Genomic DNA, 23,303 nt, shown 5'->3' with positions numbered 1-23,303 from the left:
CATGGCTAGCCAAACAGTCGAATTAGTACGCGAGAATAACATCGTTGTGGAGAAAAAGTACCGCATGAGTTATGATGAATTTGCCAAAGACCATCTCTTTGCCAACTACCCCGTTGTTATTGGGGATGCTTGCGAAGCATGGGCAGCCAAAAACAAATTCACTCCGCAGTTCTTCCGGGAGAGGTATAGCGATCGGGAAGTAATCATAGCGGGGAAGACCTATAATTTCGGTGAATACATTGACTGGATGCTGACCGGCAACGAGGAAAATCCGGCGCCTTATCCCTGCACATTACAGATTGAACGTGACTATCCAGAATTGCTGCCTGATGTATTGCCCCGACTGAAGTACGCCCAGCCTGACCGCATTCAGAGCAGGCTGTTACCCAATCGGTTGCTGTCGGGTGCCAATACGCTGGAACTGTTTTTCGGTAGTCCGGGGGCCCAGTTCCCATACGTGCATTACGATTACATGAGCCTGCACGCGTACATCACCCAGTTGTATGGCTATAAGGAATTTACCGTTATTCCGCCCGACCAAACGGCTTATGTGTACCCTAAACCGGATAATGCGTGGGTATCGGAAGTAAACGATATCTGGAATCCTGATCTGGAAAAATACCCCTTATTTGCCAAAGCGACACCGGTCAAGTTTGTGGTCGGCCCCGGAGAAACGCTGTTCATTCCCTGCGGATGGTGGCACACGGCGCGCTCGCTTACGCCAACCATATCGGTAGCGCTGGACTGCTTGAATGCGTCTAACTGGAAGAATTTTATGCAGGAAGTCGACACGAATATGAGCCAGCGCCGACCTGTGCTAGCCAAAGCTGTTCAAACCTATTTGTCAGTCTTGGGTGGTATGCTGGGAACCTTCGAACGGTAAACAGGATGCATGGATTCAGCAAAATCCATGCATCAAAGTACATTCAGTCGGTACTTAAGGTACGTTTGAGCCAGAAGCGCGAATTTCTGCGGGTTAGGTACCCTCACCCGTTCGTTCTGGATGCGCGTAGCGGATAACTGCTTGATTTTGTTGAACAAGGTCTGGTAATAGATGTAGGCCAGATACACACCCATTCTGGCCCCACGCGGCAGGTTCATGATGCCAACATACGCTTCGTCGAAGTCGCGCTGAATATCCGCTTCGATGAGTTGTTTGGCATCACGACCAAAATCGTTGAAATCGACACCAGGGAAGTAGGTACGGCCCCGGTCAACAAAATCACTTTTCAAATCGCGGAGGAAGTTAACTTTCTGAAAGGCGGCACCGAGCTTACGGGCCGATGCCCGCAGACGATCAAATTCGGCTAAATCGCCCTCGCAGAAGACCCGCAGGCACATGAGTCCAACCACTTCTGCCGAGCCGTAGATGTATTCGTTGTACCCATCGGCGTCATAATCCTGACAGTACAAATCCATTTCCATGCTTTTAAGAAATGCTTCAATTAGTTCATGTTCAATTTTATACTGACCAACGACCAACTGGAATGACTGCAATACGGGGTTTAAACTAATTCCTTCTTCGATGGCCTGATACGTATCGTGTTTGAAGCGTAGAAGCAGTGTTTTCTTATCGTAATCGTGGAAGGTATCCACAATCTCATCAGCGTACCGTACAAATCCATAGATGGCATAAATGGGCAAATGGAATCTACGATCGAGCGTTTTGATGCCCAGCGTAAATGACGTACTGTAATGCTCAGTAATCAGCTTACTGCACTCCAGTGCGGTTTTATTGAACAATGCCATCATAAAAGTTAAGCGTATGGATTTGTAGTAGGGTAAGAAACAAATGAGAACGAGCCCGGAATGCGTGTAAGTTACGAGAAGCCAGGCAAATTGTGGGTTTACGCACATCGGCGAACCTGATTACACACCTTACTGCAATTAGGTAATTTCTTTAGCAACTTCATCGGCCACCACTAATCCCGAGATCAGGGAAGGCGGCACACCGGGTCCGGGCACGGTAAGTTGTCCGGTATAAAACAGGTTATTAACTCGTTTGTTCTTGAGGGATGGCTTGAGCAAGGCTGTTTGTCGGAGGGTGTTCGCCAGGCCATAGGCATTTCCCCGGAACGCATTGTAATCCTGCTTGAAATCGCTGTGCGCATAACTCCGCTTAAAAACAATGTGGCTACGAATGTCTTCACCAACATAGGCTTCGAGCCGATCCATAATCATGTTGAAGTAGTGTTCCCGAGTAGCATCATCGTCATTAAGATCAGGGGCAACGGGTATAAGCAGGAACAGATTTTCGGACCCTTCCGGTGCTACGCCAGGATCCGTCTTTGAGGGTGCCGATACGTAAAACAACGGTTTGGACGGCCAGCGGGGCGTTTCGTAAATTTCCTGGGCGTGGAGCTTAAAATCTTCGTCGAAGAACAGGGTGTGATGCTGCAATTTTGGCACACGTTTGTTGATTCCCAGATAAAATAACAGGGAGGAGGGAGCCATAACGCGGGTATTCCAGTAGGTATCGTCGTAGTTTCTGTTTTCCGGAGCGACCAAATTGGTTTCAACGTGGTTATAATCGGCCCCGGCCACAATGGCATCTGCCTCAAAAATACCATCGGTTGTTACTATACGCTGGGCCTTGTTTCTGAGTATGTCAATTTTGCGGACGGTCTGATTGAGCAAAATCTTGACGCCTTTTTCTTCGGCCAGACTAACCATTGCTTTCACAATTTCATGCATACCGCCCATGGGATACCAGGTTCCCAGTGCCATCTCGGCGTAGTTCATCAGGCTATACATCGCAGGTGTGTTTTCTGGGGTGGCTCCCAAAAACAAAACCGGAAACTCAACAATTTCGAGTAAGCGCGGATGGGTAAAAAACTTGCGGGCGTGGCTGGAAAACGATTTAAACACATCCAGCCGGGCAACATCAATGAGTAATTTCAGACTGACAAATTCGGAAACGGACCGGCTCGGTTTCCAGACGAATTTGTTCATACCCACTTCATATTTGTAGGCCGCCTGCTTCAAAAATTCCCGCAGCTTGGGACCGCTGCCAGGTTCTATTTGTTCGAACAGCGCTTCCAGATTATCGAGTCCGGCAGGGAGATGAACAGCTTCAGTCGTACTAAAAACAACGGTGTAGGAAGGGTCAAGGCGAACGAGATTATAATAGTCGGCAGGCTTCTTGCCAAATCGGGCGAAATATGTTTCAAATACATCAGGCATCCAGTACCAGCTTGGTCCCATATCGAATGTGAACCCTTCGGCCTCAAAAACGCGAGCCCGCCCACCGGGTATGTCATTTTTTTCGAGGATAGTAACGTCGTAACCTTTGTCGGCCAGACTTGTGGCTGCTGCCAGCCCAGCAAACCCGGCACCTATGACAAGAACTCGTTTGGGCATTGATGGATAAAGAGTAGGTAAGAGATAAAAAAAGGTATTGATGAAGAAATTTGTTTAGGCTAAACTATCTAAAATTTCCGATCAATGGGCTCTTATCTATGCAACGACACCAGACGGTTTTTCAGACGTGCATGAATGGCATGTAACTGGCGCGGAAGCACTACAGAAATCTACTCAATCGTATTTTTTAGACTATTACAAGTCGTTACGAAGAAATCTTGAGTTATTTTCCTGATAAACAGGGTGTTATAAACAAAAAAAAGGTTGAGTAGAAACTACTCAACCTTTCGAACCTTCCTCTTTTTTAACCAAAAACTACTCAATCAATAAGCCTTAGACGCAAAACTCGTAAAAAGTCTCATTTATGCGTTAAAATATGCGTAAACTTTTAGTTGTCCTTTCAATTCCTTGCGGGCAATGTGAATCCGGTTTTTCACGGTTCCAATGGGGATATTCAATTTTGCCGCGATTTCGTGGTATTTAAAGCCCCGAAAATGCATCATGAAAGGAGTCTTGTATGTATCGTCCAGACCATTAACCGCCCGGTTTATATCGTCCTGTGCAAAAGACGAATAGGCTATGTTGTCTGTGCTGCTCTCGATGGAGTTAATGTAATGTAAATTGTCAGTCGTGTCGATGAAGGTGTTTTTCCGCACCATACGTTGGTAGTTGGTGATGAACGTATTCTTCATGATTGTATATAACCAAGCTTTCAAATTCGTTCCGTCCGTGTACTTGTCACGATTAGTAAATGCCTTTAGTAATGTATCTTGCAAAAGGTCGTTTGCGTCTTCAACGTCTTTGGTCAAACGCAGAGCAAACGGACGCAACGATTTAGACACTTTGCCAATATGGTTAGTAAATTCGAGAGCGGTCATGGCTGTTTAAGTTTTTCTGTTGAATCTATTGAATCAAATACAATTAACCCTTAGACAAAAACAAAACCAGTCTTTTTTTGCTAAAGGTTAAACATTTTAGGCGTCGGCGTAAACGTCTGTATATGAGCGATTTGGTGTCAATTAAAATTGTGTTGATACACGTATGAACGAACATTATTAGCTGTGGAGTGTGGAATATTTCCCCCATAGTGGGGAATCCACACTGTGGATTTTGTTTAGCGATTATGGGGTGGTCTTAAACAAAAATCGGCGAAGCAAATTGCTCCGCCGATGCTGGCTCACAGGCATTAGTCTTTTGGGCTCATCCAAATCCTATATAAATCGATAAAAGGTCAAACAAGACCCTCTCTGAGCAAATCATGCAGGTGCACGAAGCCCAACACCTGATTGGCTTCAGACACAACCAGTTGCGAAACATCACGCTCCTGCATCAACTGCAAGGCGGCAGCCGCGTACTCATCCGGGTCTACACAAACGGGGGCGGGGGTCATCACATCCTGCGCGCTGAGTTCCCAGAAAGAAGCGTGGTCGTACGCCATACGCCGAATATCACCATCAGTAACGATACCTTTCAGTAGACCAGTTTCGTCGGTAACAGCCGTGGCTCCCAGTCTGTTAGCCGAGATAGTAAAGATTACTTCTCGCACAGGCGTAGTGAGCAAAACCTGTGGGCATTGGTTATGGGGAAAAATATCCGCTACGCGCAGATACAATCGCTTGCCAAGTGACCCGCCCGGATGGTAGCGGGCAAAATCTTGCCGCGTAAATCCGCGAACTTCCAGCAAACTAACAGCCAACGCATCGCCAATGGCTAAAGCTACTGTCGTACTCGTTGTCGGAGCCAAGTTAAGCGGATCGGCTTCCATTTCGGCGTAGGCATGAAGAACATGATCGGCGTGCTGGGCCAGATAGGAATCGCGGGCGCTCACGAGGGCAATCAGCCGGACGCCTGTTCGCTTCAATAGCGGCAGCAGTACTTTTATTTCAGCGGTGTTACCGCTTTTCGAGATCAACAGCACTACGTCATTCGCCTGAATCATACCGAGGTCACCGTGGATAGCATCGGCTGCATGCATGAACAGGGATGGTGTTCCCGTTGAGTTCATCGTGGCCACAATTTTCTGACCGATGAGCGCGCTTTTACCCACCCCCGTAACGACCAATCTACCTGAACTTTTGAGTATAGTCTCAACAGCAGCATCGAATTGATCATCGAGTAAATCAACCGCATTCCGGATTGCTTCCGCTTCGGCCAACAAAACCGCACGGGCGATAGTCTTAGGATTTTTTATTACTTTCAACGTCAGGTTTGGTAATCAGGAAGTGATTGGTACGTATATTCGCTAACTTTATATAGCAAAGATACGGCAAGCATATTGAGTAAAGTAACTTTTGTACGATTTGTAGAATGATGCAGGTTGATCAGTCGGTCCATTCAACTCTTAAAGAGCGGCTAAAAGAAATTTTTGGGTATAGCCAGTTTCGGGGCGAACAGGAAGCCATTATTTATAGCATCCTGGCGGGGCGAAATACCTTTGTTATTATGCCCACTGGAGCCGGTAAGTCGTTATGTTATCAGCTCCCTGCTATCGTCAGTGAGGGTACCGCCGTGGTTATTTCACCCCTTATTGCCCTGATGAAGAATCAGGTCGATCAGTTAAATGCGTTTGGTATCAACGCGCAATTCCTTAACTCGACGCTCTCCAAGGCGGAGATGAACAAGGTTAAAAAAGATACGCTCAACAGTTCGCTCAAGCTTTTATACATTGCTCCCGAGTCGTTAACGAAAGAAGAGAATTTGGATTTTTTAAAGAAAGCCAATATTTCATTCGTTGCCATTGACGAAGCACACTGTATTTCAGAATGGGGCCACGATTTCAGACCTGAGTACCGTAAAATTCGTGGGATCGTTGATAATATTGGCAACTTACCGGTCATCGCCCTCACGGCGACGGCAACACCCAAAGTGCAGCAGGATATTCAGAAAAACCTGCAAATGGAAGATGCCAACCTATATAAGACATCATTCAATCGGAAAAACCTATACTACGAAATCAAGCCGAAGGTCGACGCCAAAAAGCAACTGATCAAGTACATCAAACAAAACAAGGGGAAGTCAGGAATCATCTATTGCCTTAGTCGTAAAACGGTTGAAGAGATTGCGGAACTCCTGCGCGTCAATGATGTAAAAGCATTGCCTTATCACGCTGGCCTGGACCCCCAGACTCGGATGCACAACCAAGACGCGTTCCTGAATGAAGACGCCGACGTTATCTGTGCAACCATTGCGTTTGGTATGGGTATCGATAAGCCCGACGTTCGGTTCGTTATTCATTACGATGCGCCAAAGTCGCTCGAAGGTTATTATCAGGAAACAGGCCGGGCTGGTCGCGATGGTCTGGAGGGTAACTGCCTGATGTTCTACAGCTACGACGATATTGTCAAGCTCGAAAAATTCAATAAAGACAAGCCCGTTACCGAGCGCGACAATGCCAAACATTTACTGTCTGAAATGGTCTCCTACGCGAACCTTGGCGTATGTCGTCGTCGGCAGTTGCTTGGCTATTTTGGCGAGTACATGGAGAAAGACTGCGGTTTCTGCGACAACTGTCTGAAATCGCCGGAGAAGTTTAAAGCACAGAACGAAGTGGTGCTGGCTCTGCAAACTGTTTTACAGACAGATCAGCGGTTCGACGTAGCCCACCTGGCCGACGTGCTAACGGCAACGGGAAACCAGTACGTGACCAGCTACGAACACGACCGCCTGGCTGTGTATGGGAAAGGGCTGGAATTCAACGACGATTGTAATTTCTGGTGCTCACTCATCAAGCAGATCACAATTTACGGCTACCTCGAAAAGGATGTTGATAATTATGGTATTCTGAAAGTATCCCAGCGGGGTCTGAACTACATTGAAGACCCGTATCCAATTTCGCTGACCAGAGATCATGACTACGAACAGCAAAGTGTAGAGACCAAGGAGGACGATGATAAAGATTCGTCGCTGGCATCGGGTGGGGTTGCTTATGATGAAGAACTGCTCGGCTTGCTGAAAGCCCTCCGGAAACGGATCGCTAAAGAAAAAAACCTGCCGCCCTACGTTATTTTCCAGGAAACATCCATGGAAGAGATGGCGACAACCTACCCGACTACGCGCGAAGAAATGGCGCAGATCAATGGGGTTGGGATGGGTAAGGTTCAGAAATTTGGCCGACAGTTTATCGATCTTATTACGAAGTACGTCGAAGACAACGAGATAGAAACGGCTAAAGACGTCGTTATCAAGTCTACTGTCAACAAATCGAAAGTCAAAATATTCATTATCCAGCAGATTGACCGGAAAGTGGACCTCGATGAGATTGCCGAATCGAAGTCGCTGACTATGGAAGACCTGATGGAAGAAATTGAACACATCTGTTACTCGGGTACGCGACTAAACCTCGATTACTACATAAACCAGGTGATGGATGAAGACCGGCAGGACGAAATCTTCGAGTATTTCATGCGGGCCGAAAGCGATAACATCGCCGTGGCGTTGCGCGAATTTGGGGGCGATGATTTCACTGAACAAGATTTGCGCCTGATGCGCATAAAATTCCTGTCGGAAGTAGCAAATTAATAAGTAAAAAGTAATGAGGAGTGGGGAGCGGGGAGTAAGCATACTGATGCATAGTGGTTTACGCATTGGTATGCTCTGTCCCTACTCCTGGCTCCTCATTACTCAAACAAAATGAATATACTAATACTTGGGTCGGGTGGGCGCGAACATGCCTTTGCCTGGAAATTAGCGCAAAGCCCATTGTGTGATGCGTTGTTTGTTGCACCAGGCAATGCCGGAACTGCACAGGTAGCTACCAATTTGCCCATTAGTTACAATAACTTCCCGGAAGTTGCTGATGCTATCCGGGACAAAAAAATTGATCTGGTTGTTGTTGGCCCCGAAGAGCCGCTGGTGAAGGGAATTGTCGATTATCTGCATAAGCAGACCGATTTGTCGGATTTGCGAATTGTGGGCCCTGATGCTGAAGGTGCGCAGTTAGAGGGGAGTAAAGATTTCTCCAAGCAATTCATGCTTCGGTATGGCATTCCAACGGCCACGTCCCAGACGTTTACCGTGGATACATTGCAGGAGGGGCTTAGCTATCTGGAAAATCACGCATTGCCGATTGTCATTAAAGCGGATGGGCTGGCCGCCGGTAAAGGAGTTATTATTGCCGAAACAGTAGCGGATGCGCAGGCAGCTCTTCAGGATATGCTCGCTGGGCAGGCGTTTGGGGAAGCGGGCAGTAAGGTTGTTGTCGAACAATTTTTGCGGGGAATTGAGTTATCGGTTTTCGTGCTGGCCGATGGAACGGGATATAAAATTCTACCCGAAGCCAAAGACTACAAGCGTATCGGTGATGGCGACAAGGGGCCAAATACGGGGGGCATGGGTGCCGTTTCTCCCGTTGTGTTTGCCAATAAGTCGTTTCTGCAAAAAGTTGAGGATAAAGTTGTCAAACCTACACTGGCTGGTCTTCAAAAGGAGGGTATAGTGTATAAGGGATTCATTTTCATAGGCTTGATGAAAGTTAACAGTGAGCCTTATGTTATTGAATACAATGCACGGATGGGTGATCCTGAAACGGAAGTTGTATTGCCCCGCATTCAGAGCGATTTTGCGGAGTTGATGATGGCAACCGCCGAAGGAACACTGGACAGCGTTGCTATTCAGGTATCGCCACAGACCGCCGTTACAACAATGCTGGTTTCTGGTGGCTACCCCGCTGAGTACGAAACGGGCAAACTGATTTCAGATCTGGAGCGTTTAGACGATGTGATGGCGTTTCATGCCGGAACGCTGGAAAAAGACGGTCACGTGTTGACCAATGGCGGGCGGGTACTGGCTATTACAGCCCAGGCCAATTCGCTTGAAAACGCTGTTCGGAAGTCGCAGGAAGCGGCCCGGATAGTACAATTTGATGGAAAACAGTACCGAAAAGACATTGGGCTTGACCTGATCCGGTACTCAGACTAGTTTGATGCGTGTGGTTTGCTGTTGGTTGGCACAAAACGTCGAACCACGAACGTCAGGCTGTAAACACCTATATATATGTCCTGCAAATCTTGTGCAACCGGTGGGTGTGGAACCCAGCGAGGTGCATCCGACGGTGAGAAAACAGCCACCACCGGATGTGGTAGCGGAGGGTGTAGCAGTGGAGGCTGCAACAAATTGAATTCTTTCGACTGGCTGAGCGACATTGCGATGCCAGGTCTGCGATATGACGTAGTTGAGGTGAAATTTAAAGGGGGACGTAAAGAGTATTACCGCAACGTTCACCAGTTAGATCTTACTACGGGCGACTATGTGGTTGTTGAGATGCAATCGGGTTTTCACATTGGTTCTGTATCGCTGCAAGGCGAGCTGGTACGGCTACAGGTGAAAAAACGGGCGGTCAAAATTAACGACGACACGAAGGTTATTCACCGCATGGCAACGCCGAAAGATATGGAACGCCACGAACAGGCTGTTCTGCGCGATCTCCCTGCCCTCTACCGTTCCCGCGAAATTTCACGCGAGTTAAAACTCAACATGAAGCTATCCGACGTTGAGTTTCAGTCGGATAATACCAAAGCAACCTTCTATTACTCATCTGAGGAGCGGGTCGATTTTCGGGAGTTAATCAAAATGCTGGCGAGTGAGTTCAAAGCGCGAATCGAGATGCGCCAGATTAGCCTTCGGCAGGAAGCCGGTCGGCTGGGTGGCATCGGTTCCTGTGGTCGCGAACTTTGTTGTTCAACCTGGCTAACTGACTTCAAAAATATTGCCACATCAGCGGCCCGATATCAGAATCTATCACTAAATCCGGCCAAGCTATCGGGTCAGTGTGGACGATTGAAATGTTGCCTGAATTACGAACTGGATACGTACATAGACGCGCTGCGCGACATTCCAACGATTGAAAAACCGCTGGAAACACAGAAGGGGCGCGCTTATCTGCAAAAGACGGACATCTTCCGCAAGCTTATGTGGTTTGGATACGGAGCCGAAAGTACCTGGTATCCACTACCCATTGGCCGTGTTCTGGAAATTGTTGAGTTGAACAAAAACGGCATCATTCCCGAATCGTTCGACGTATTAACGCCCATTGGAGCCAAAGAGCCCGTTACGGCAGCCGCGCTGAACAGTGATTTACAAAAGCTGGATGCCAAGTACACCGCTCGAACGGGCGCGAATAAAAAGAAGAAAAAGAAGTCGCGGGGGGCGGAGGGTAGTTCTCCCCGGCCTGCACCTAATAGTAAAACTTAGCAAAACGCCCCGACCTAATTAGGTCGGGGCGTTTTGTTGTAATGCGGTACTACAGATATGTGCTGTCAGGTACTCACAGAACAGATATGCGCTGTCGGTTATACGTAACCGACAGATGGGTTTTCAAAACCGAATCAATAAATAAGGTTTTGAGAAACCTTGCGTGTCAGATGCTTACATCTGATAGCACAAAAACATCATAAGACACCTCAAAAGTCGCCCGTATAAAATGGACTAAAAACGTAATAGCTACTATCTCGCTTAGCTCGTTTGGGGGATGTTTCAATAGACAATCGAAATCGGGGGAGGGGATTGTCAGCCCGAAACCAGTCAAGGTAATGCCGCTCTTTGGTATAAAGACGGGCAACTTCCCGTACATGAATCGTTTTTACATCAGCAAGCGTTGCGGGCAGGTTATTGATCTCGACTTCTACTGCGTTGGCGTAGTCATCATATACGCTCAGGTGTTCGTCTTTAGTCCGCTCGACAAGCGCATTTCTGTTATGGAAAAAAGTCGCTTCGAGCAGTTGGTTCATGTTGAAGGAGAACGATTCGCCCAGTGGGTATTTCGATAAAGCAGCCGCCTGTAATAGCGTGAAGAACTGTTTCCGCTTGCCATTAAATCGAATCGGCTTCTGACTCGTTTCAATGAATAGTTGATAAGGTTTGGCCTGTCTATCGGCGTTGGCCAAATTTTCCCACTGGTGCATCACGAATAATTCACGGACAAACTCGGGGGATAACCTGGCTAATTCATCAACCGAAGCCTCTTTTCCGTTGATGTACAGTGCCGACTCATACTTATAATCGTCGTGTAATACGAATCTGTCTCCGTTTAACTGTAGTATAACGGGTTTGCTTTCGACTAACTGTGTCGCAAATTTATCCTGATAAAGGGCCATGTGGCGATACCAGGTGCCTTTTTCCTCCAAGTCGCCAACCATAGCTCGTGTTGGGCTGGTGGCGGGCAGGGCATTATCAACGAAACCATCATCCGGAAGATGAACGTGCTGCCGGGTCTCATGTTGGCAGGCCAGCACCACAATACCCATTGAGCATACCCACAGAGCATACCGCCACCAGGCTCGCGGTCCGGAAGGCTGGCTGTTGATCATGCTGACGCGCTGGTGCAAGGTAGGACCGCTGAAACGGGTGGTGAAGCTATACATAGTTAGTTGCCCTTATCAGCGTAAAAAAGTATGTACCTCGTCCCAACTTTTTCTTGACCCTCCGGCTTATGTCCATATATGACAGTAAGTGCGTACAGTTGATTTATCGTCAATGATCGGACTGCCTGGGGTGCAACGGGTTCATTATTGATAAAAACCCTGGCATAGCTTGCAGTTTCATCGACCGAAAGAGAGCCATCAGGATTAATTTTCAAATAGCTCCCAGGAGTGGATAGTCTTTTTATTTCTTCCTTATCAAACCTTCGGGGACCAATACCCAAATGACCGTACTTACGCTGGCCCTCTAAGATCATAGCTTCCATCTTTTTATCGTCAGTTGAATCAGCCGTAATTGGCAGATAATCAACCGCAACGTCATATGACGCTTCAGGAAGCTCTTCGTAAACTACGTCTTGTGCGTGTGGAGCACTCTTATCGTTATATACGTTCTTAAGTTTGGCTGGCTCTATCCGTTTAGTTTTTAAAACAGGTTTTACGAATTTTTTAACGGATACTTTTAGTCCCGCCACCGGTTCTACCACTGGATTAGGAAAGTATATTACAGGCTTTGACCGGGCAAAAGCTGAGGCTACCGTCAGGACTGCAATAAAGAAAATCGGGTAGTTGAGCCAGGCTGCTTTGGATGAGTTCGGTTGGTTGATCATAGCAATCCGTAGTTTGAGTTGTGTCTTGCTGAAATGATTGGTGATAGCCGATTGCCCCGCCGATAGACTCACTTTCAGCAGGTTGTATTGATACGCTTTTGCCTCAACGCCCTCGGCGAGAACGGCCCGGTCGGCACTGAATTCGAGCGTTTGATGAAGTAAATTGCGGAATAGATAAATAGCGGGGTTGAACCAGAAAACAATGCAAATCATTTCTGCGAATAGCATGTCAACGCTGTGACGATCGCGCACATGAACACGCTCGTGCCGCAGAATTTGGTCCAGTTCATCGGATGTATGCTGGTTGGGGTTCAATACGACCCAGTGGAAAAAGGAAAAGGGTGATGTAACCGTCTCATTACGAACCAGAATAAAGTCATCGTAAGGATCGTACACCGATTGGTGAATGAGTTTTTTGAGGGACAAAAGCTGGCTGCCAAAGCGGATCAGCAAAAAGAGAACGACAGCCGTATAAAGCGCTAGAAGATGCGTTTGCCATGACCAGACAACGCGTTTCTGCCGTGCCTGAAAAGCCTCAAATGTTCGTTTGTTTGGGAAGGTAATCGTAACGCCTGATGGCGAGTCCGTTGGCTCAGTTATTAATTTTGGTACAATAGCCCGCGCCGTCTGTTGCATTGCTGTGCGTATAGGCTGGGGACGCCAGTCGGGTAGGTTCAGCAGGGGCAGCAGTAAACTCCCGGCTACCCCCAGCCACAAAGCCAGCCGGTTGGCGTTAAAGAATGTTTCGCGCCGGAGTAATGCATAATAGGCAACACTAATCACGGCGAGTAGCCCGTTGACGAACACGATATAGCGTAAAGTTTCCATCATGAATGACGTCTGTCCGGAACAAAACGGCCTATTTTTTCTCGATCATTGCCAGAATCTCCCGTAGCTCATCGGCCGAAATTTTTTCGTTTTTGGCGAAGTAGCTGACCAGATTCTTATACGAGTTATCGAAATACTCATCGACTACTTTGGTCAGCACAAACCGGTTTTGATAAGCCTCTTTGCTGATAATTGGGTAGTATTCGTGGGTATTACCGTACGCTTTGTGGCCTATGTATCCTTTCTCTTCGAGATTGCGGACAATGGTTGAAACGGTATTGTAATGCAGGGGTGGATTGGTAAATTGGGGAACCATGTCTTTGACATAGGCTTGTTCCATTTTCCAGAGTACCTGCATTACTTCTTCTTCCTTGGCGGTTAACTTTTCCATAAACAAATTTAAAACTATTTGTTTCGTTTGCAAACTAGTTAAGTAGTTTTTTGCCGCTTGAAAAGCCAGTCGCACCGTTGTAGCTTTGCAGACTATTTTTGAGGTATATGAAACGATTGGGGTTATTGCTGGGCCTGGCACTGTTTATTGGTAGCTGCGACACAAATGCGGTCTATAAAGAGTACACCGATATTGAAGACGGAAAGTGGTATATAAAAAATACACCATCGTTTACCTTCGAGATTACGGATGCATCGCAGCCCTACAATATTTATTATAACCTCCGGAATAGCCTGTCCTATGGCTATTACAACCTCTATCTGACGCGGTACCTGCGCGATGCGAACGGGAAAGAAATCGAATCCCGACTGGACGAGCTGATTCTGATGGACCCTAAAACCGGCAAACCCAACGGCGATGGCCTCGGCGACCTCTTCGACCACAAGTTTCTGATGAAGCGCAACTACCATTTTCCGAAGCCGGGTAAATACACCATGCAGCTTAAGCAGTACATGCGGCAAGACCCGTTGCTGAACATTATGAGTGTAGGTATCACCGTTGAGAAGACTACACCCGCCCATTAACCCGACTTTGTGTTTCTAATGGTCTTCGATTTGTTCCGAAAAAACCGGCTCTTTTTTCTCCCTTACGCGTTTGTTTTGCTGGTGTTTGGCGCCTTGCAGGCCGTGTACTCGCAGGAGCAGCTTATGCAATGGGTCAACAGCCGCAATAGCCCGTTGGCCGATTTGATTTTTCCTTACATCACGTACGTAGGTGATGGGGCTTTTTTTGTCGCTGTTTGTCTGTTACTGATCGCCTTTGTCAGCTGGCGGGTCGGGCTGATGGCACTGGCCAGTTTTGCGCTGTCGTCGCTAGTGTCTGAATTTTTAAAGAAAGTAGTTTTTAATGGGTCACCCCGGCCACTTAAATATTTCGAGCATTCGACCTTTCAATACCACGTCATCGAAGGCCTGGATATCCATAGCTACAACAGCTTTCCATCAGGTCACACAACTACTGCTTTTGCCATGTTTGGGCTGCTGGCTTTTCTGGACCAGAAGAAGAGTCGGGGCTGGGTATGGCTGTTGCTAGGGCTTCTGGCTGGGTATTCGCGGGTGTATTTATTTCAGCATTTCGTCGAAGATGTCTTTGCCGGATCGCTGGTTGGTACCCTCTCCTCCATCCTTATTTACGGGTTAATGAGCCGCTGGGCCACGCAAACGAGCCCGTTAAAAGCAAATTAACTTTCCATTTTTGATTACATTTGTTCAAAGCACTGCCGAACCATTGCCTGTGCAGTGCCGTTACCCCAGTACTACATAAATCAACGAGCTTCGACAATCTCTCTCATGAGTGACGCCATCAAACATGAGTGCGGTATTGCCCTAATCAGGCTACGCAAACCGTACCAGTATTACATTGATAAGTACGGAACAGCGCTCTACGGAGCCAACAAACTCTACCTGCTTATGGAAAAGCAGGTTAACCGGGGACAGGACGGAGCCGGAATTGCCAACATTAAACTCGATGTCCCCGCCGGTCACCGCTACATTAGCCGCTATCGGTCCGTTGATCAGCGCCCCGTAACGGACATCTTCGAAAAAGTCAACAAGAAATTCCGGAAGGCACTCAAAGGCAACAAAGACAAAGCCAAAGACGCCAAATGGCTCCAGGAAAATATTGCCTTCACGGGCGAGGTATGGATGGGTCACCTGCGCTATGGGACGCATGGAGCCAATGAAATTGAGAACTGCCACCCCATGCTTCGTCAGAGCAACTGGCGCAGCCGAAACCTGGTGGTAGCGGGTAACTTCAACATGACCAATGTAGACGAGTTGTTCAATAAACTCGTCTCGCTGGGCCAGCACCCGAAAGATAAGGTTGATACGGTGACGGTGATGGAGAAAATCGGCCATTTCCTGGACGAAGAAAATCAGCGCGTATTCGAACGGTTCAAGGGTATCTACGAAAATCCTGATCTGTCAGATATTATTGAGGATAACCTCGATATGCAGCGGGTTTTACACCGGTCGTGCCGCGATTTCGATGGTGGTTACGCCATGGTTGGTATGACGGGTTACGGTGCCTCTTTTGTAGCGCGTGATCCCGCGGGTATTCGGCCGGCTTATTACTACGCGGACGATGAAGTAGTGGTCGTGGCCTCGGAGAAACCGGCGATCAAAACGGCGTTCAATGTCGATTACAGTGCCATTCAGGAGGTAAAACCAGGCCATGCACTCATCATCGACAAATACGGTGAATACGCGGAGCAGGAGTTTGTGAAGCCAATCGAAAAGAAGTCATGCAGCTTCGAGCGTATTTACTTCTCGCGGGCTACGGATCCCGATATTTACAACGAACGCAAGACATTAGGGAAACTGTTGATCCCGCAGATTCTAAAAGAAATAGATTACGACCTCGAAAATACCGTTTTCTCCTACATTCCAAACACGGCTGAAACGGCCTTCTTCGGAATGGTTGAAGGGTTAGAGGACCACCTGGCCAAGCAGCGTAAAAAAGCGATTATGGACGGCATCCTCTTCGAAGAGGAGCTGGACCGCGTGCTTTCTTTCCGGCCGCGTATCGAAAAGCTGGTTGCCAAAGACGTAAAGGTACGAACGTTCATTACGGACGATTCCCAGCGCGACGATATGGTGGCGCACGTGTATGACACGACGTACGAAGTTATTAAAAAGGGAAAAGACAACGTGGTGGTCGTCGACGACTCGATTGTGCGGGGCACAACGCTGGAAAAGAGTATTCTGCGTATGCTGGACCGGCTGGGGCCCAAGAAAATTATCATTGTTTCGTCGGCTCCGCAAATTCGTTTCCCTGACTGCTACGGCATCGACATGTCGAAGTTCAGAGAATTCGTTGGTTTCCGGGCTGCCCTCGAACTACTTCGGGATAGAGGCCAGGAAGAACTGCTGGATGAAGTGTATGGACAATGCGTAGCCGCTATAGAAACGGGCAATGCGTCGAGCCAGAATTACGTGAAGGCTCTTTTCGAACCGTTCACCCACGAAGAACTATCCAAGAAAGTAGCCCAGATTATCACTCCCCCTGATCTCAAGGCCGAAGTGGCAGTTGTGTATCAGACAGTCGGTAATCTGCATAAAGCCTGCCCTAATCACTCGGGCGACTGGTACTTTACGGGCGATTATCCAACTCCCGGTGGTAACGTGGTCGTTAACAAGGCATTTGTGAATTTTATGGAAGGCAAACTGGTAAGAGCCTATTAAGTCATAACGAACAGAACAAAACGGGGATGCCGAAGCTAGCTTTGGCATCCCCGTTTTGTTTGTGACTGCCTATTGTTTTTAGGCCAACTTTTGAGTTGTTGGCACCGGTGTACGTGACGTAACTTTCCTGTACATTTGATACTTGATATAACCAGTACTTGACCCATGCGAATTCCTGAGGAAACAGTTGAACGAATCCGTCAGTCAGCCGACATTCTGGAGGTCATAAACGATTTTGTATCCCTCAAAAAACGGGGTAGTAACTACATTGCCTGCTGCCCGTTTCATAATGAGAAAACACCGTCATTCAATGTGAATCCCACCCGGCAGATTTACAAATGCTTTGGTTGCGGGAAAGCAGGGGATGCGGTTCGTTTTATTATGGACATCGAAAATATTGGCTATGGGGAAGCGTTGCGTTACCTGGCTAAAAAATACGGTGTCGAGATTGAGGAGCAGGAGCAAACGCCGGAAGACCTTCTTCGTCAGAACGAACGGGAGAGTCTGCTAATCGTTCTCAACTTCGCGAAAACCTTTTTTCAGGAAACCATGCGCACCACTGAGGAAGGAAAGAGCATTGGCCTGAGCTATTTTCGGGAAAGGGGGTTTACAAATCCCACGATCGACGCTTTTGAATTAGGCTATACGCTGGACCAGTGGGATGCCCTACTGAAAGAAGGCCAGCGCCGGGGGTATAGCCGTGACTTGCTCGAAAAGGCCGGACTGGTTCTCATTAAGGATGGTGCTACGGGGAACGATAAAAAGGTATTTGACCGGTTCCGGGGCCGGGTTATGTTTCCGATTCATAATGTATCGGGCCGGGTGATTGCTTTCGGGGCCAGAATACTGAAAGTCGATAAGAGCCAGCCCGGTGGGGCGTCCCCTAAGTATCTTAATTCGCCCGAAACAACTGTTTACCACAAAAGCCAGGTTTTATACGGGATATTTCAGGCTAAGCAGTCCATTCGCCAGGAAGATGTCTGTTACTTGACAGAAGGCTACACCGACGTCATATCGCTGCACCAGGCTGGTATCAAAAATGTGGTGGCCTCGTCGGGTACATCGCTCACAACGGAGCAAATCCGGTTGATCTCCCGTTTCACGCCCAATGTTACTATCTTGTATGATGGTGACGCAGCTGGCATCAAAGCCGCGCTGCGTGGTCTGGACATGGTTCTCGAAGAAGGGCTTAACCTAAAACTATTACTACTTCCGGATGGTGAAGACCCCGATAGCTACGTACACAAGGTAGGAGCCGAAGAATTCAGGAAGTATATTCAGGAACATTCACAGGACTTTATTGACTTCAAAGCCAGTCAGTGGCTGACCGAAGCTGGCGATAACCCGCTCAAGCGTGCAGAAGGTATATCGGATGTCTGTGCCAGTATTACGAGAATACCCGATCCACTCAAGCGTCAGACACTTTCTCAGCGGGTAGCCCAGGTGTTTCACGTCAGCGAACAATCGGTTATTTCTGAAATAAACAGGTTGCTTCGTAAGCAGCAGGACCAAACAAAAAAAGACTCTGAACGGCAGCAACGGGTTAGCGATGGCGGAAAAAAAACGGCCTCCGCAACGCCATCCGATTCGTCCGAACCCTCCTTCGACGACATAAATTCGTTGCTTGATGGATTTACTGATAATCCATTTGAGCCAGCATCGGCGCCCCAACCGGCAGCACCCGGCAAGTTCTTCACCGATGAGCGTACAAAGGCCGTCAGAACCCCCATATCCTACCAAGAGGAGGAATGTGTCAGACTGTTAATTAACTACGGCGCACGCGAACTGGAGCCTGGTATAACGCTCTGTCAGTATGTACTGAGTGAGTTGCACGAGATTGATTTTCAGACACCGCCTTACGACCTGATTCTGACCCTGTTCAGGGAAGCTTATGGTCGCGGTGATATTCTGACGGCAAATGACTTTTTGAATCATCGTTCTGACACGACCGGACAATCGGACGACACTGCGCTTCAGAGCCAGGCGATTCACCTGACCACTCCCCGTTATGAGATCAGTGGTGGATGGCTGAAGCATGAAATTCTGGTGCCTTCAGAAGAAGAGGTTGGAATTCTGGCCGATGCGGCTTACCGAAATATCCTGCGAATAAAAAAGATGCTGGCCGAACAGCGAATGGCAAACTTACAGCAGCTCCTTCGCGAAGCAAGAAATAAACCACCCGAAGAGGCTGATCAGTTGCTAGCCGAGTTCATGCACTTTAAACGAATTGATATTGAGATCTCCAGTCTTCTCGGGACTGTAATCTCAGGATAAAGTACAGCGAGTAGCGAAAAAAAAAGCCCCGGCAAATGCCGGGGCTAACCTTTATAGGAGGGGAGGGTGAACACTACGCTTGAGCGATTGTCGTAACGCTTATCAGTTCGACATCGATTTGTCTGTTCAACTCGTCCAGCAAACTAGCGTGTGAAGAGAGTTGACCAGGTTTAGAAAGTTGAGCCGACTGACCTGATTTTTGACCTGACATATCAAGTAACAGGGTCATAAGAACATCACCCATATGTTGGCGCAAGTCAACAAGCCGTTTCAAACGAGCACGGTTTGCAGAAGGTTGCCGACGAGACGATGCTTGCAGTGCACTGATAAGACGATCCAATTTAGCAAAGCGATTATGAAAAGCTTCCGTTGCCTGCGCCCATGCTAAAATGACTTTTTGGATCTCCTCTTCTGAGGCTTCGTATCCGAACGATATTGCTGATTCTTCCTGATTAATCATCCGATGGTCAAAATATGTGTTGTGCGAATTGGATGATCAAAATAGGCTTTCATTTAAGCCCAAAACAAGTCGCCTTGCGTGAAATCACCATTTTCCCGGACGAAATCACCCAAATAGTTAGGACTAAATGGGTGATTTCGTCCGGGAAAATGGTGATTTCATTCATGCATGGTTGCTGAGGGGGTTCTAGCGTTGTTACCTTGTTCTACTTATAAATGTCAAATGGTCATGAATCAATCAGACGATCGTGAAGAACTCAAAAAAAAATTTGCGATTCGACGGCGGGACTTTTCGATCCTGGTTGCCCAGTCAGAACTGTTCAACTGCGAAGTGTTGAGTCAACTTCTGAAAGAGCAGGGTTACAATGTTGTCGGTCGGGCGGTTGAGATGGAAGACACCCTCCAGCAGATCAGAGTGAAACGCCCACAGTGTGTCATTCTGGAAGCCGAGATTTCAGGGCAGCAGAGTTTTGAGATCGTTGAGCAGATGCGCCAGTCGAATCAGCAAACAAAGTTTATTCTGTATACGCGCAACTCGGATTTAAAGCTGGTTGCCAGCGCTATGCAGATTGGTTTTTTTGGATTTCTCTACGCTACGGACGGCCTGGATGAATTGTACCGCTGCTTTCAAACGGTTAGCAATGGAGGCTGCTATTACAGCAATGGTTTTATGAACCTGCTCAAAGGCTACGGCGTGGATGTTATATCCGACTCTACCCGCGACGAACTCAGTCGCCTGACCCAGCGTGAGCGTGAAGTATTACGAATGATTGCCAATGGATATACCGCTACTGAGATTGCTGACAAATTGAACATCAGCTACCGAACGGCTGTAAACCATAAAGCGCATATAGCTAAGAAACTTGACTTGAACAGTTGTCGCCAACTACCAAAATACGGGATAGCGGTTAAAAACTACCTATAAACGATGCTTAAGTAGCTAGCATAAATGAGTCGGTTGTGGCGTAAGGTCCCTGACCGTTCTGAAGCCATTCCCGAAATTCCTGCATTCGTGCGCGGGGAACAATAATGTCGTGCCCTTCGGGCGTGTTGACGCGGACAATGTACTTTCCATTCTCCCAGTAGGCGTAGTTCAATACAGCCTGCCGGTTAACAATATAATCTCGTTTTATGCGAAAAAATTGAGACGGGTCCAGTTCAGCTTCCAGTTCATTGAGCGTCTTGCTGATCATGTACCGCCCCTTAGTCAACTCGGCGTAGTAGAACCGCTCTTCGATGGTGAAGTAGTAGGCATCATTCACCGGAAAGTCAAGTTCGCCAAGGGCATCCTTTCCTTTCAGGTACGTCAGAAATGAAGAGGGTACCGTAGGTTTCGGAAGAAAGGTAGCAGACAGAGCCAGAGCTTCCTGAGCGGCCTTGGCGGCTTCTGCTTCGGCAGTTTCCTGCGCTTCCCGGCGCTGATGTAAAAAGTCCTGGAGGAGGGAGATGTTAAGCGCCGTATATCCGATAAGGACTACGGGAAACAAGTAAGTAAAATAAACAGACCACGCGTACGTGTCAACGATGTACTGGTTCCAGTAATCGCCGATCGAATAGTCAGGAAATCGGGATAATAGAAACCGAATGGTCTGCGTAACCGGATTGAAAACCCAGAATGAGATTAGCAGAACCGGGAAAAAGCGCACCTCGTAACGGCCAATCGATCGCCAATCATTCTCCACGGCATTTAGTTTAAGCCACTTGTGAAAGTAATTGAGAAGCGTGATTGTAATAAAAAGGGTAACTATTTCCGGCAAAATGAGCGAGCGTAGCAATATGCCAACATAGTGTACCGAGCCACCCTGTTGCTGCACCTTGTGCGCTTTGATGTCATAGCCAATAGACCATGACAGAGCCTCGATCAATAGGACGATGCTCAGCAATATCAAGACACTGTTTATCGGTTTTTTCAGGAAGCCCCGGGTTAGTCGAATTTCCTTCATGCTGTCCTCTTATTCAAATCTCATACTAATATACTGGTAATATTTAACTAATTCCAAGTGCGGATAGTGACTTTTTCGTGATTGATGACCCTTGATTCAGCTGGTAGCTTTGTATCAACAAAAAGGCGCTATTCGGGCGCTGATCAAACAAAGCAATTTCTAACAATCATTTGACATAATAACTAATCATGAAAAAGCAATTTTCTATCAAGCCAGCTCAAGTTGTAAAAGCAATCTCGAAATCAGTTGCCAAGTCAGAATCGGCCAACCTGCTGAAATTTCTTGCCGAAGGACCTCCTTGCTGCAGCGAGTGGGATCTGTCAAGAATGGTGGCTACCCGCTAGTTCACAGATAGACCTAGTACATCAACTGTAACGCAACTTCTAACAATCATCTGACAAAATATTAATCATGAAAAAGCAATTTTCTATCAAGCCAGCTCAAGTTGTAAAAGCAATCTCGAAATCAGTTGCCAAGTCAGAATCGGCCAACCTGCTGAAATTTCTTGCCGAAGGACCTCCTTGCTGCAGCGAGTGGGATCTGTCAAGAATGGTAGCCACCCGCTAATTCATAAATGCCATGCTAACCGCAAAGCAACTTTATAAGCAAGAGCTGGAGAACTGCCGTAATCACTTCGAGCGGGTAAACCTCGAGAAAGAACAAGGTTACCTGATGAAATTTACGACATTCTCAGCGACCGTTGGGAATCTCCTGCCCGAAATCCCCCGCGATACCCATGCAACGATGTTCAGTCAATTATTGTTGCAGCAGGTTTTTACCACTTTCGATCAGCAATGCTTAGCTGCTGGCGATTTGGTGAAAATGCGCGGGGCGCAGAAAATGCTGAAGAAAGAAGCCGGTCCTCGTATTTACTGTACATATCACCTCGGATCATACCGTTTACTTACCAGTGTGCTGTTTAGGCAAGGTGTAGATTGTGTACTGTTGGTGGGGAGTAACACGAACCGGACCCAGGGCGATGGCATGGCAGAACACATTCAGGGATTACGCGAAAAACATGGACTCACAAACGTTTTTCGTATTGTGGAGGCAGGAAGCCCCTCGGCCGGACTGACGGTTCTGAGGGAGTTAAAAGCCGGACGATCGTTGATTGTTTACGTTGATGGTAGCCCGGAAACGGCGCCTGAAGCGGGCGATGAAGCACAGTTTCTGTCCGTGCGGTTCGGTGGTCGGCGAGTTAAAACGCGCAAAGGAGTTGGTTATCTCTCTCACGCAACGGGTATTCCAATTGTACCTGTCGTGAGTTACCGACAACCAGATATGATAAACATCTTACACTGCCTGGAGCCAATTCGGCCAATTGTGCAGAGTGACCGGGAGATCTATTGTCAGGAAGCCATGCAGCAGTTATACGATGCTTTCTGGCCTTACCTGAGTAAATATCCCGAGCAGTGGGAAGGCTGGAACTATATACATTCATTCCTGGAGCCTGAGGTCCTTAAAACTGGACTTTCCCGGAAAGAAGCGATGCGGCCATCCTTTAATGAGGAGCGATATTCACTGTGTGATCTTCAGCAGGCGCCCATCCTTTTTGATCGACAGCTCTACCAGACGTATGAGATAACCGAAGACTTACGTGATTTATTACTCAACCTGAACGGAATTGAGTCGGTAAGAGAGGTTGTTGGAGAAGAAATTTTTGGAGAATTACTGGAAATGGGAGTACTTCGCTAATCAGCGTCCTGGTTCAACATAAACGCGGCCATAATCATGTACATGATTATGGCCGCGTTTATACTAAGAGTATAGTAAAAAATTACTAC

Annotated in this window: 21 protein-coding genes; 12 read left to right on the top strand and 9 right to left on the bottom strand. The window is 47.6% G+C overall.

The annotated features are described in order from the left end of the window. The first annotated feature begins 1 nt into the window (after nucleotide 1). Nucleotides 2-883, top strand: coding sequence for a cupin-like domain-containing protein (locus ACYU87_RS22100; protein ID WP_461136274.1), 882 nt, complete (start codon nucleotides 2-4; stop codon nucleotides 881-883). A gap of 32 nt (nucleotides 884-915) precedes the next feature. Here the strand turns inward: ACYU87_RS22100 and ACYU87_RS22095 are convergent, their stop codons facing one another. The 4 genes from ACYU87_RS22095 to ACYU87_RS22080 all read right to left on the bottom strand — a co-directional run bounded on the left by ACYU87_RS22095 (nucleotide 916) and on the right by ACYU87_RS22080 (nucleotide 5,560). Then, entirely contained in the window at nucleotides 916-1,752 is an 837-nt protein-coding gene (locus ACYU87_RS22095; RefSeq protein ID WP_461136273.1) for a phytoene/squalene synthase family protein, read from the bottom strand. Between the two features lie 135 nt (nucleotides 1,753-1,887). After that, nucleotides 1,888-3,360, bottom strand: a complete 1,473-nt coding sequence (locus tag ACYU87_RS22090; RefSeq protein WP_461136272.1) for a phytoene desaturase family protein — start codon at nucleotides 3,358-3,360, stop codon at nucleotides 1,888-1,890. A gap of 362 nt (nucleotides 3,361-3,722) precedes the next feature. Then, on the bottom strand, nucleotides 3,723-4,238 hold the full coding sequence (locus ACYU87_RS22085) for an RNA polymerase sigma factor (RefSeq protein WP_046577103.1): 516 nt from the start codon (nucleotides 4,236-4,238) through the stop codon (nucleotides 3,723-3,725). Nucleotides 4,239-4,591: 353 nt separating this feature from the next. Further along, a complete protein-coding gene (locus tag ACYU87_RS22080) occupies nucleotides 4,592-5,560 on the bottom strand; it encodes a KpsF/GutQ family sugar-phosphate isomerase (protein WP_461136271.1) in 969 nt (322 codons plus the stop codon). Between the two features lie 107 nt (nucleotides 5,561-5,667). Between ACYU87_RS22080 and recQ the strand changes: the two genes are divergently transcribed. From recQ to ACYU87_RS22065, 3 genes are all read left to right on the top strand, one after another. Beyond that, entirely contained in the window at nucleotides 5,668-7,878 is a 2,211-nt protein-coding gene (recQ, locus tag ACYU87_RS22075; RefSeq protein ID WP_461136270.1) for a DNA helicase RecQ, read from the top strand. A gap of 111 nt (nucleotides 7,879-7,989) precedes the next feature. Further along, a complete protein-coding gene (gene purD, locus ACYU87_RS22070; protein WP_461136269.1) occupies nucleotides 7,990-9,276 on the top strand; it encodes a phosphoribosylamine--glycine ligase in 1,287 nt (428 codons plus the stop codon). 75 nt (nucleotides 9,277-9,351) lie between these two features. Beyond that, nucleotides 9,352-10,548 carry a PSP1 domain-containing protein gene (locus ACYU87_RS22065; protein ID WP_461136268.1) on the top strand — a complete coding sequence of 399 codons (1,197 nt, stop codon included), beginning with the start codon at nucleotides 9,352-9,354 and terminating at the stop codon, nucleotides 10,546-10,548. A gap of 209 nt (nucleotides 10,549-10,757) precedes the next feature. Here the strand turns inward: ACYU87_RS22065 and ACYU87_RS22060 are convergent, their stop codons facing one another. Genes ACYU87_RS22060 through ACYU87_RS22050 form a run of 3 tightly spaced genes read right to left on the bottom strand, consistent with a single transcriptional unit; the run spans nucleotide 10,758 to nucleotide 13,601 of the window. Next, complete coding sequence (locus ACYU87_RS22060; RefSeq protein ID WP_461136267.1) at nucleotides 10,758-11,717, bottom strand: hypothetical protein; 960 nt, start codon at nucleotides 11,715-11,717, stop codon at nucleotides 10,758-10,760. 2 nt (nucleotides 11,718-11,719) lie between these two features. After that, complete coding sequence (locus tag ACYU87_RS22055) at nucleotides 11,720-13,213, bottom strand: M56 family metallopeptidase (RefSeq protein ID WP_461136266.1); 1,494 nt, start codon at nucleotides 13,211-13,213, stop codon at nucleotides 11,720-11,722. A gap of 28 nt (nucleotides 13,214-13,241) precedes the next feature. Further along, entirely contained in the window at nucleotides 13,242-13,601 is a 360-nt protein-coding gene (locus ACYU87_RS22050) for a BlaI/MecI/CopY family transcriptional regulator (protein WP_461136265.1), read from the bottom strand. A gap of 107 nt (nucleotides 13,602-13,708) precedes the next feature. Between ACYU87_RS22050 and ACYU87_RS22045 the strand changes: the two genes are divergently transcribed. The 4 genes from ACYU87_RS22045 to dnaG all read left to right on the top strand — a co-directional run bounded on the left by ACYU87_RS22045 (nucleotide 13,709) and on the right by dnaG (nucleotide 19,117). Continuing rightward, nucleotides 13,709-14,185, top strand: coding sequence for a gliding motility lipoprotein GldH (locus ACYU87_RS22045; RefSeq protein WP_461136264.1), 477 nt, complete (start codon nucleotides 13,709-13,711; stop codon nucleotides 14,183-14,185). An 18-nt stretch (nucleotides 14,186-14,203) separates the two neighbouring features. Further along, nucleotides 14,204-14,845: a phosphatase PAP2 family protein gene (locus ACYU87_RS22040; protein ID WP_461136263.1), complete on the top strand. Its 642-nt coding sequence runs from the start codon at nucleotides 14,204-14,206 to the stop codon at nucleotides 14,843-14,845. 105 nt (nucleotides 14,846-14,950) lie between these two features. Beyond that, complete coding sequence (locus tag ACYU87_RS22035) at nucleotides 14,951-16,843, top strand: amidophosphoribosyltransferase (protein WP_461136262.1); 1,893 nt, start codon at nucleotides 14,951-14,953, stop codon at nucleotides 16,841-16,843. Between the two features lie 165 nt (nucleotides 16,844-17,008). After that, nucleotides 17,009-19,117 carry a DNA primase gene (gene dnaG / locus ACYU87_RS22030; RefSeq protein ID WP_461136261.1) on the top strand — a complete coding sequence of 703 codons (2,109 nt, stop codon included), beginning with the start codon at nucleotides 17,009-17,011 and terminating at the stop codon, nucleotides 19,115-19,117. A gap of 73 nt (nucleotides 19,118-19,190) precedes the next feature. Here dnaG and ACYU87_RS22025 read toward each other — a convergent pair whose 3' ends face one another. Next, nucleotides 19,191-19,577, bottom strand: a complete 387-nt coding sequence (locus ACYU87_RS22025; RefSeq protein WP_461136260.1) for a hypothetical protein — start codon at nucleotides 19,575-19,577, stop codon at nucleotides 19,191-19,193. Between the two features lie 228 nt (nucleotides 19,578-19,805). Between ACYU87_RS22025 and ACYU87_RS22020 the strand changes: the two genes are divergently transcribed. Next, the gene (locus ACYU87_RS22020; protein WP_461136259.1) at nucleotides 19,806-20,501 is read left to right on the top strand and encodes a LuxR C-terminal-related transcriptional regulator; all 696 of its coding nucleotides are present in this window, start codon (nucleotides 19,806-19,808) and stop codon (nucleotides 20,499-20,501) included. Between the two features lie 7 nt (nucleotides 20,502-20,508). On the opposite strand, the gene ACYU87_RS22015 is transcribed toward ACYU87_RS22020, so the two are convergent. Beyond that, nucleotides 20,509-21,519 carry a LytTR family DNA-binding domain-containing protein gene (locus ACYU87_RS22015; protein WP_461136258.1) on the bottom strand — a complete coding sequence of 337 codons (1,011 nt, stop codon included), beginning with the start codon at nucleotides 21,517-21,519 and terminating at the stop codon, nucleotides 20,509-20,511. A gap of 188 nt (nucleotides 21,520-21,707) precedes the next feature. Between ACYU87_RS22015 and ACYU87_RS22010 the strand changes: the two genes are divergently transcribed. The 3 genes from ACYU87_RS22010 (at nucleotide 21,708) to ACYU87_RS22000 (ending at nucleotide 23,214) form a co-directional block, all read left to right on the top strand. Continuing rightward, nucleotides 21,708-21,863: a hypothetical protein gene (locus ACYU87_RS22010; RefSeq protein WP_461136257.1), complete on the top strand. Its 156-nt coding sequence runs from the start codon at nucleotides 21,708-21,710 to the stop codon at nucleotides 21,861-21,863. A gap of 67 nt (nucleotides 21,864-21,930) precedes the next feature. Further along, a complete protein-coding gene (locus ACYU87_RS22005; protein WP_461136257.1) occupies nucleotides 21,931-22,086 on the top strand; it encodes a hypothetical protein in 156 nt (51 codons plus the stop codon). Nucleotides 22,087-22,098: 12 nt separating this feature from the next. After that, nucleotides 22,099-23,214, top strand: coding sequence for a lysophospholipid acyltransferase family protein (locus ACYU87_RS22000; protein ID WP_461136256.1), 1,116 nt, complete (start codon nucleotides 22,099-22,101; stop codon nucleotides 23,212-23,214). Nucleotides 23,215-23,303 lie beyond the last annotated feature (89 nt).

This window comes from Spirosoma lituiforme, assembly GCF_054776635.1.
The sequence above is the reverse complement of the archived record's forward strand: the minus strand, read 5'-3'. Positions and strand labels throughout refer to the sequence as shown.

What these genes read in the sequence shown, in the direction of transcription:
- ACYU87_RS22100 (WP_461136274.1), top strand. Translation starts at nt 2, where the DNA reads ATGGCTAGCCAAACAGTCGAATTAGTACGCGAGAATAACATCGTTGTG.
- ACYU87_RS22095 (WP_461136273.1), bottom strand. Translation starts at nt 1,752, where the DNA reads ATGATGGCATTGTTCAATAAAACCGCACTGGAGTGCAGTAAGCTGATT.
- ACYU87_RS22090 (WP_461136272.1), bottom strand. Translation starts at nt 3,360, where the DNA reads ATGCCCAAACGAGTTCTTGTCATAGGTGCCGGGTTTGCTGGGCTGGCA.
- ACYU87_RS22085 (WP_046577103.1), bottom strand. Translation starts at nt 4,238, where the DNA reads ATGACCGCTCTCGAATTTACTAACCATATTGGCAAAGTGTCTAAATCG.
- recQ (WP_461136270.1), top strand. Translation starts at nt 5,668, where the DNA reads ATGATGCAGGTTGATCAGTCGGTCCATTCAACTCTTAAAGAGCGGCTA.
- purD (WP_461136269.1), top strand. Translation starts at nt 7,990, where the DNA reads ATGAATATACTAATACTTGGGTCGGGTGGGCGCGAACATGCCTTTGCC.
- ACYU87_RS22065 (WP_461136268.1), top strand. Translation starts at nt 9,352, where the DNA reads ATGTCCTGCAAATCTTGTGCAACCGGTGGGTGTGGAACCCAGCGAGGT.
- ACYU87_RS22060 (WP_461136267.1), bottom strand. Translation starts at nt 11,717, where the DNA reads ATGTATAGCTTCACCACCCGTTTCAGCGGTCCTACCTTGCACCAGCGC.
- ACYU87_RS22055 (WP_461136266.1), bottom strand. Translation starts at nt 13,213, where the DNA reads ATGATGGAAACTTTACGCTATATCGTGTTCGTCAACGGGCTACTCGCC.
- ACYU87_RS22050 (WP_461136265.1), bottom strand. Translation starts at nt 13,601, where the DNA reads ATGGAAAAGTTAACCGCCAAGGAAGAAGAAGTAATGCAGGTACTCTGG.
- ACYU87_RS22045 (WP_461136264.1), top strand. Translation starts at nt 13,709, where the DNA reads ATGAAACGATTGGGGTTATTGCTGGGCCTGGCACTGTTTATTGGTAGC.
- ACYU87_RS22040 (WP_461136263.1), top strand. Translation starts at nt 14,204, where the DNA reads ATGGTCTTCGATTTGTTCCGAAAAAACCGGCTCTTTTTTCTCCCTTAC.
- ACYU87_RS22035 (WP_461136262.1), top strand. Translation starts at nt 14,951, where the DNA reads ATGAGTGACGCCATCAAACATGAGTGCGGTATTGCCCTAATCAGGCTA.
- dnaG (WP_461136261.1), top strand. Translation starts at nt 17,009, where the DNA reads ATGCGAATTCCTGAGGAAACAGTTGAACGAATCCGTCAGTCAGCCGAC.
- ACYU87_RS22025 (WP_461136260.1), bottom strand. Translation starts at nt 19,577, where the DNA reads ATGATTAATCAGGAAGAATCAGCAATATCGTTCGGATACGAAGCCTCA.
- ACYU87_RS22020 (WP_461136259.1), top strand. Translation starts at nt 19,806, where the DNA reads ATGAATCAATCAGACGATCGTGAAGAACTCAAAAAAAAATTTGCGATT.
- ACYU87_RS22015 (WP_461136258.1), bottom strand. Translation starts at nt 21,519, where the DNA reads ATGAAGGAAATTCGACTAACCCGGGGCTTCCTGAAAAAACCGATAAAC.
- ACYU87_RS22010 (WP_461136257.1), top strand. Translation starts at nt 21,708, where the DNA reads ATGAAAAAGCAATTTTCTATCAAGCCAGCTCAAGTTGTAAAAGCAATC.
- ACYU87_RS22005 (WP_461136257.1), top strand. Translation starts at nt 21,931, where the DNA reads ATGAAAAAGCAATTTTCTATCAAGCCAGCTCAAGTTGTAAAAGCAATC.
- ACYU87_RS22000 (WP_461136256.1), top strand. Translation starts at nt 22,099, where the DNA reads ATGCTAACCGCAAAGCAACTTTATAAGCAAGAGCTGGAGAACTGCCGT.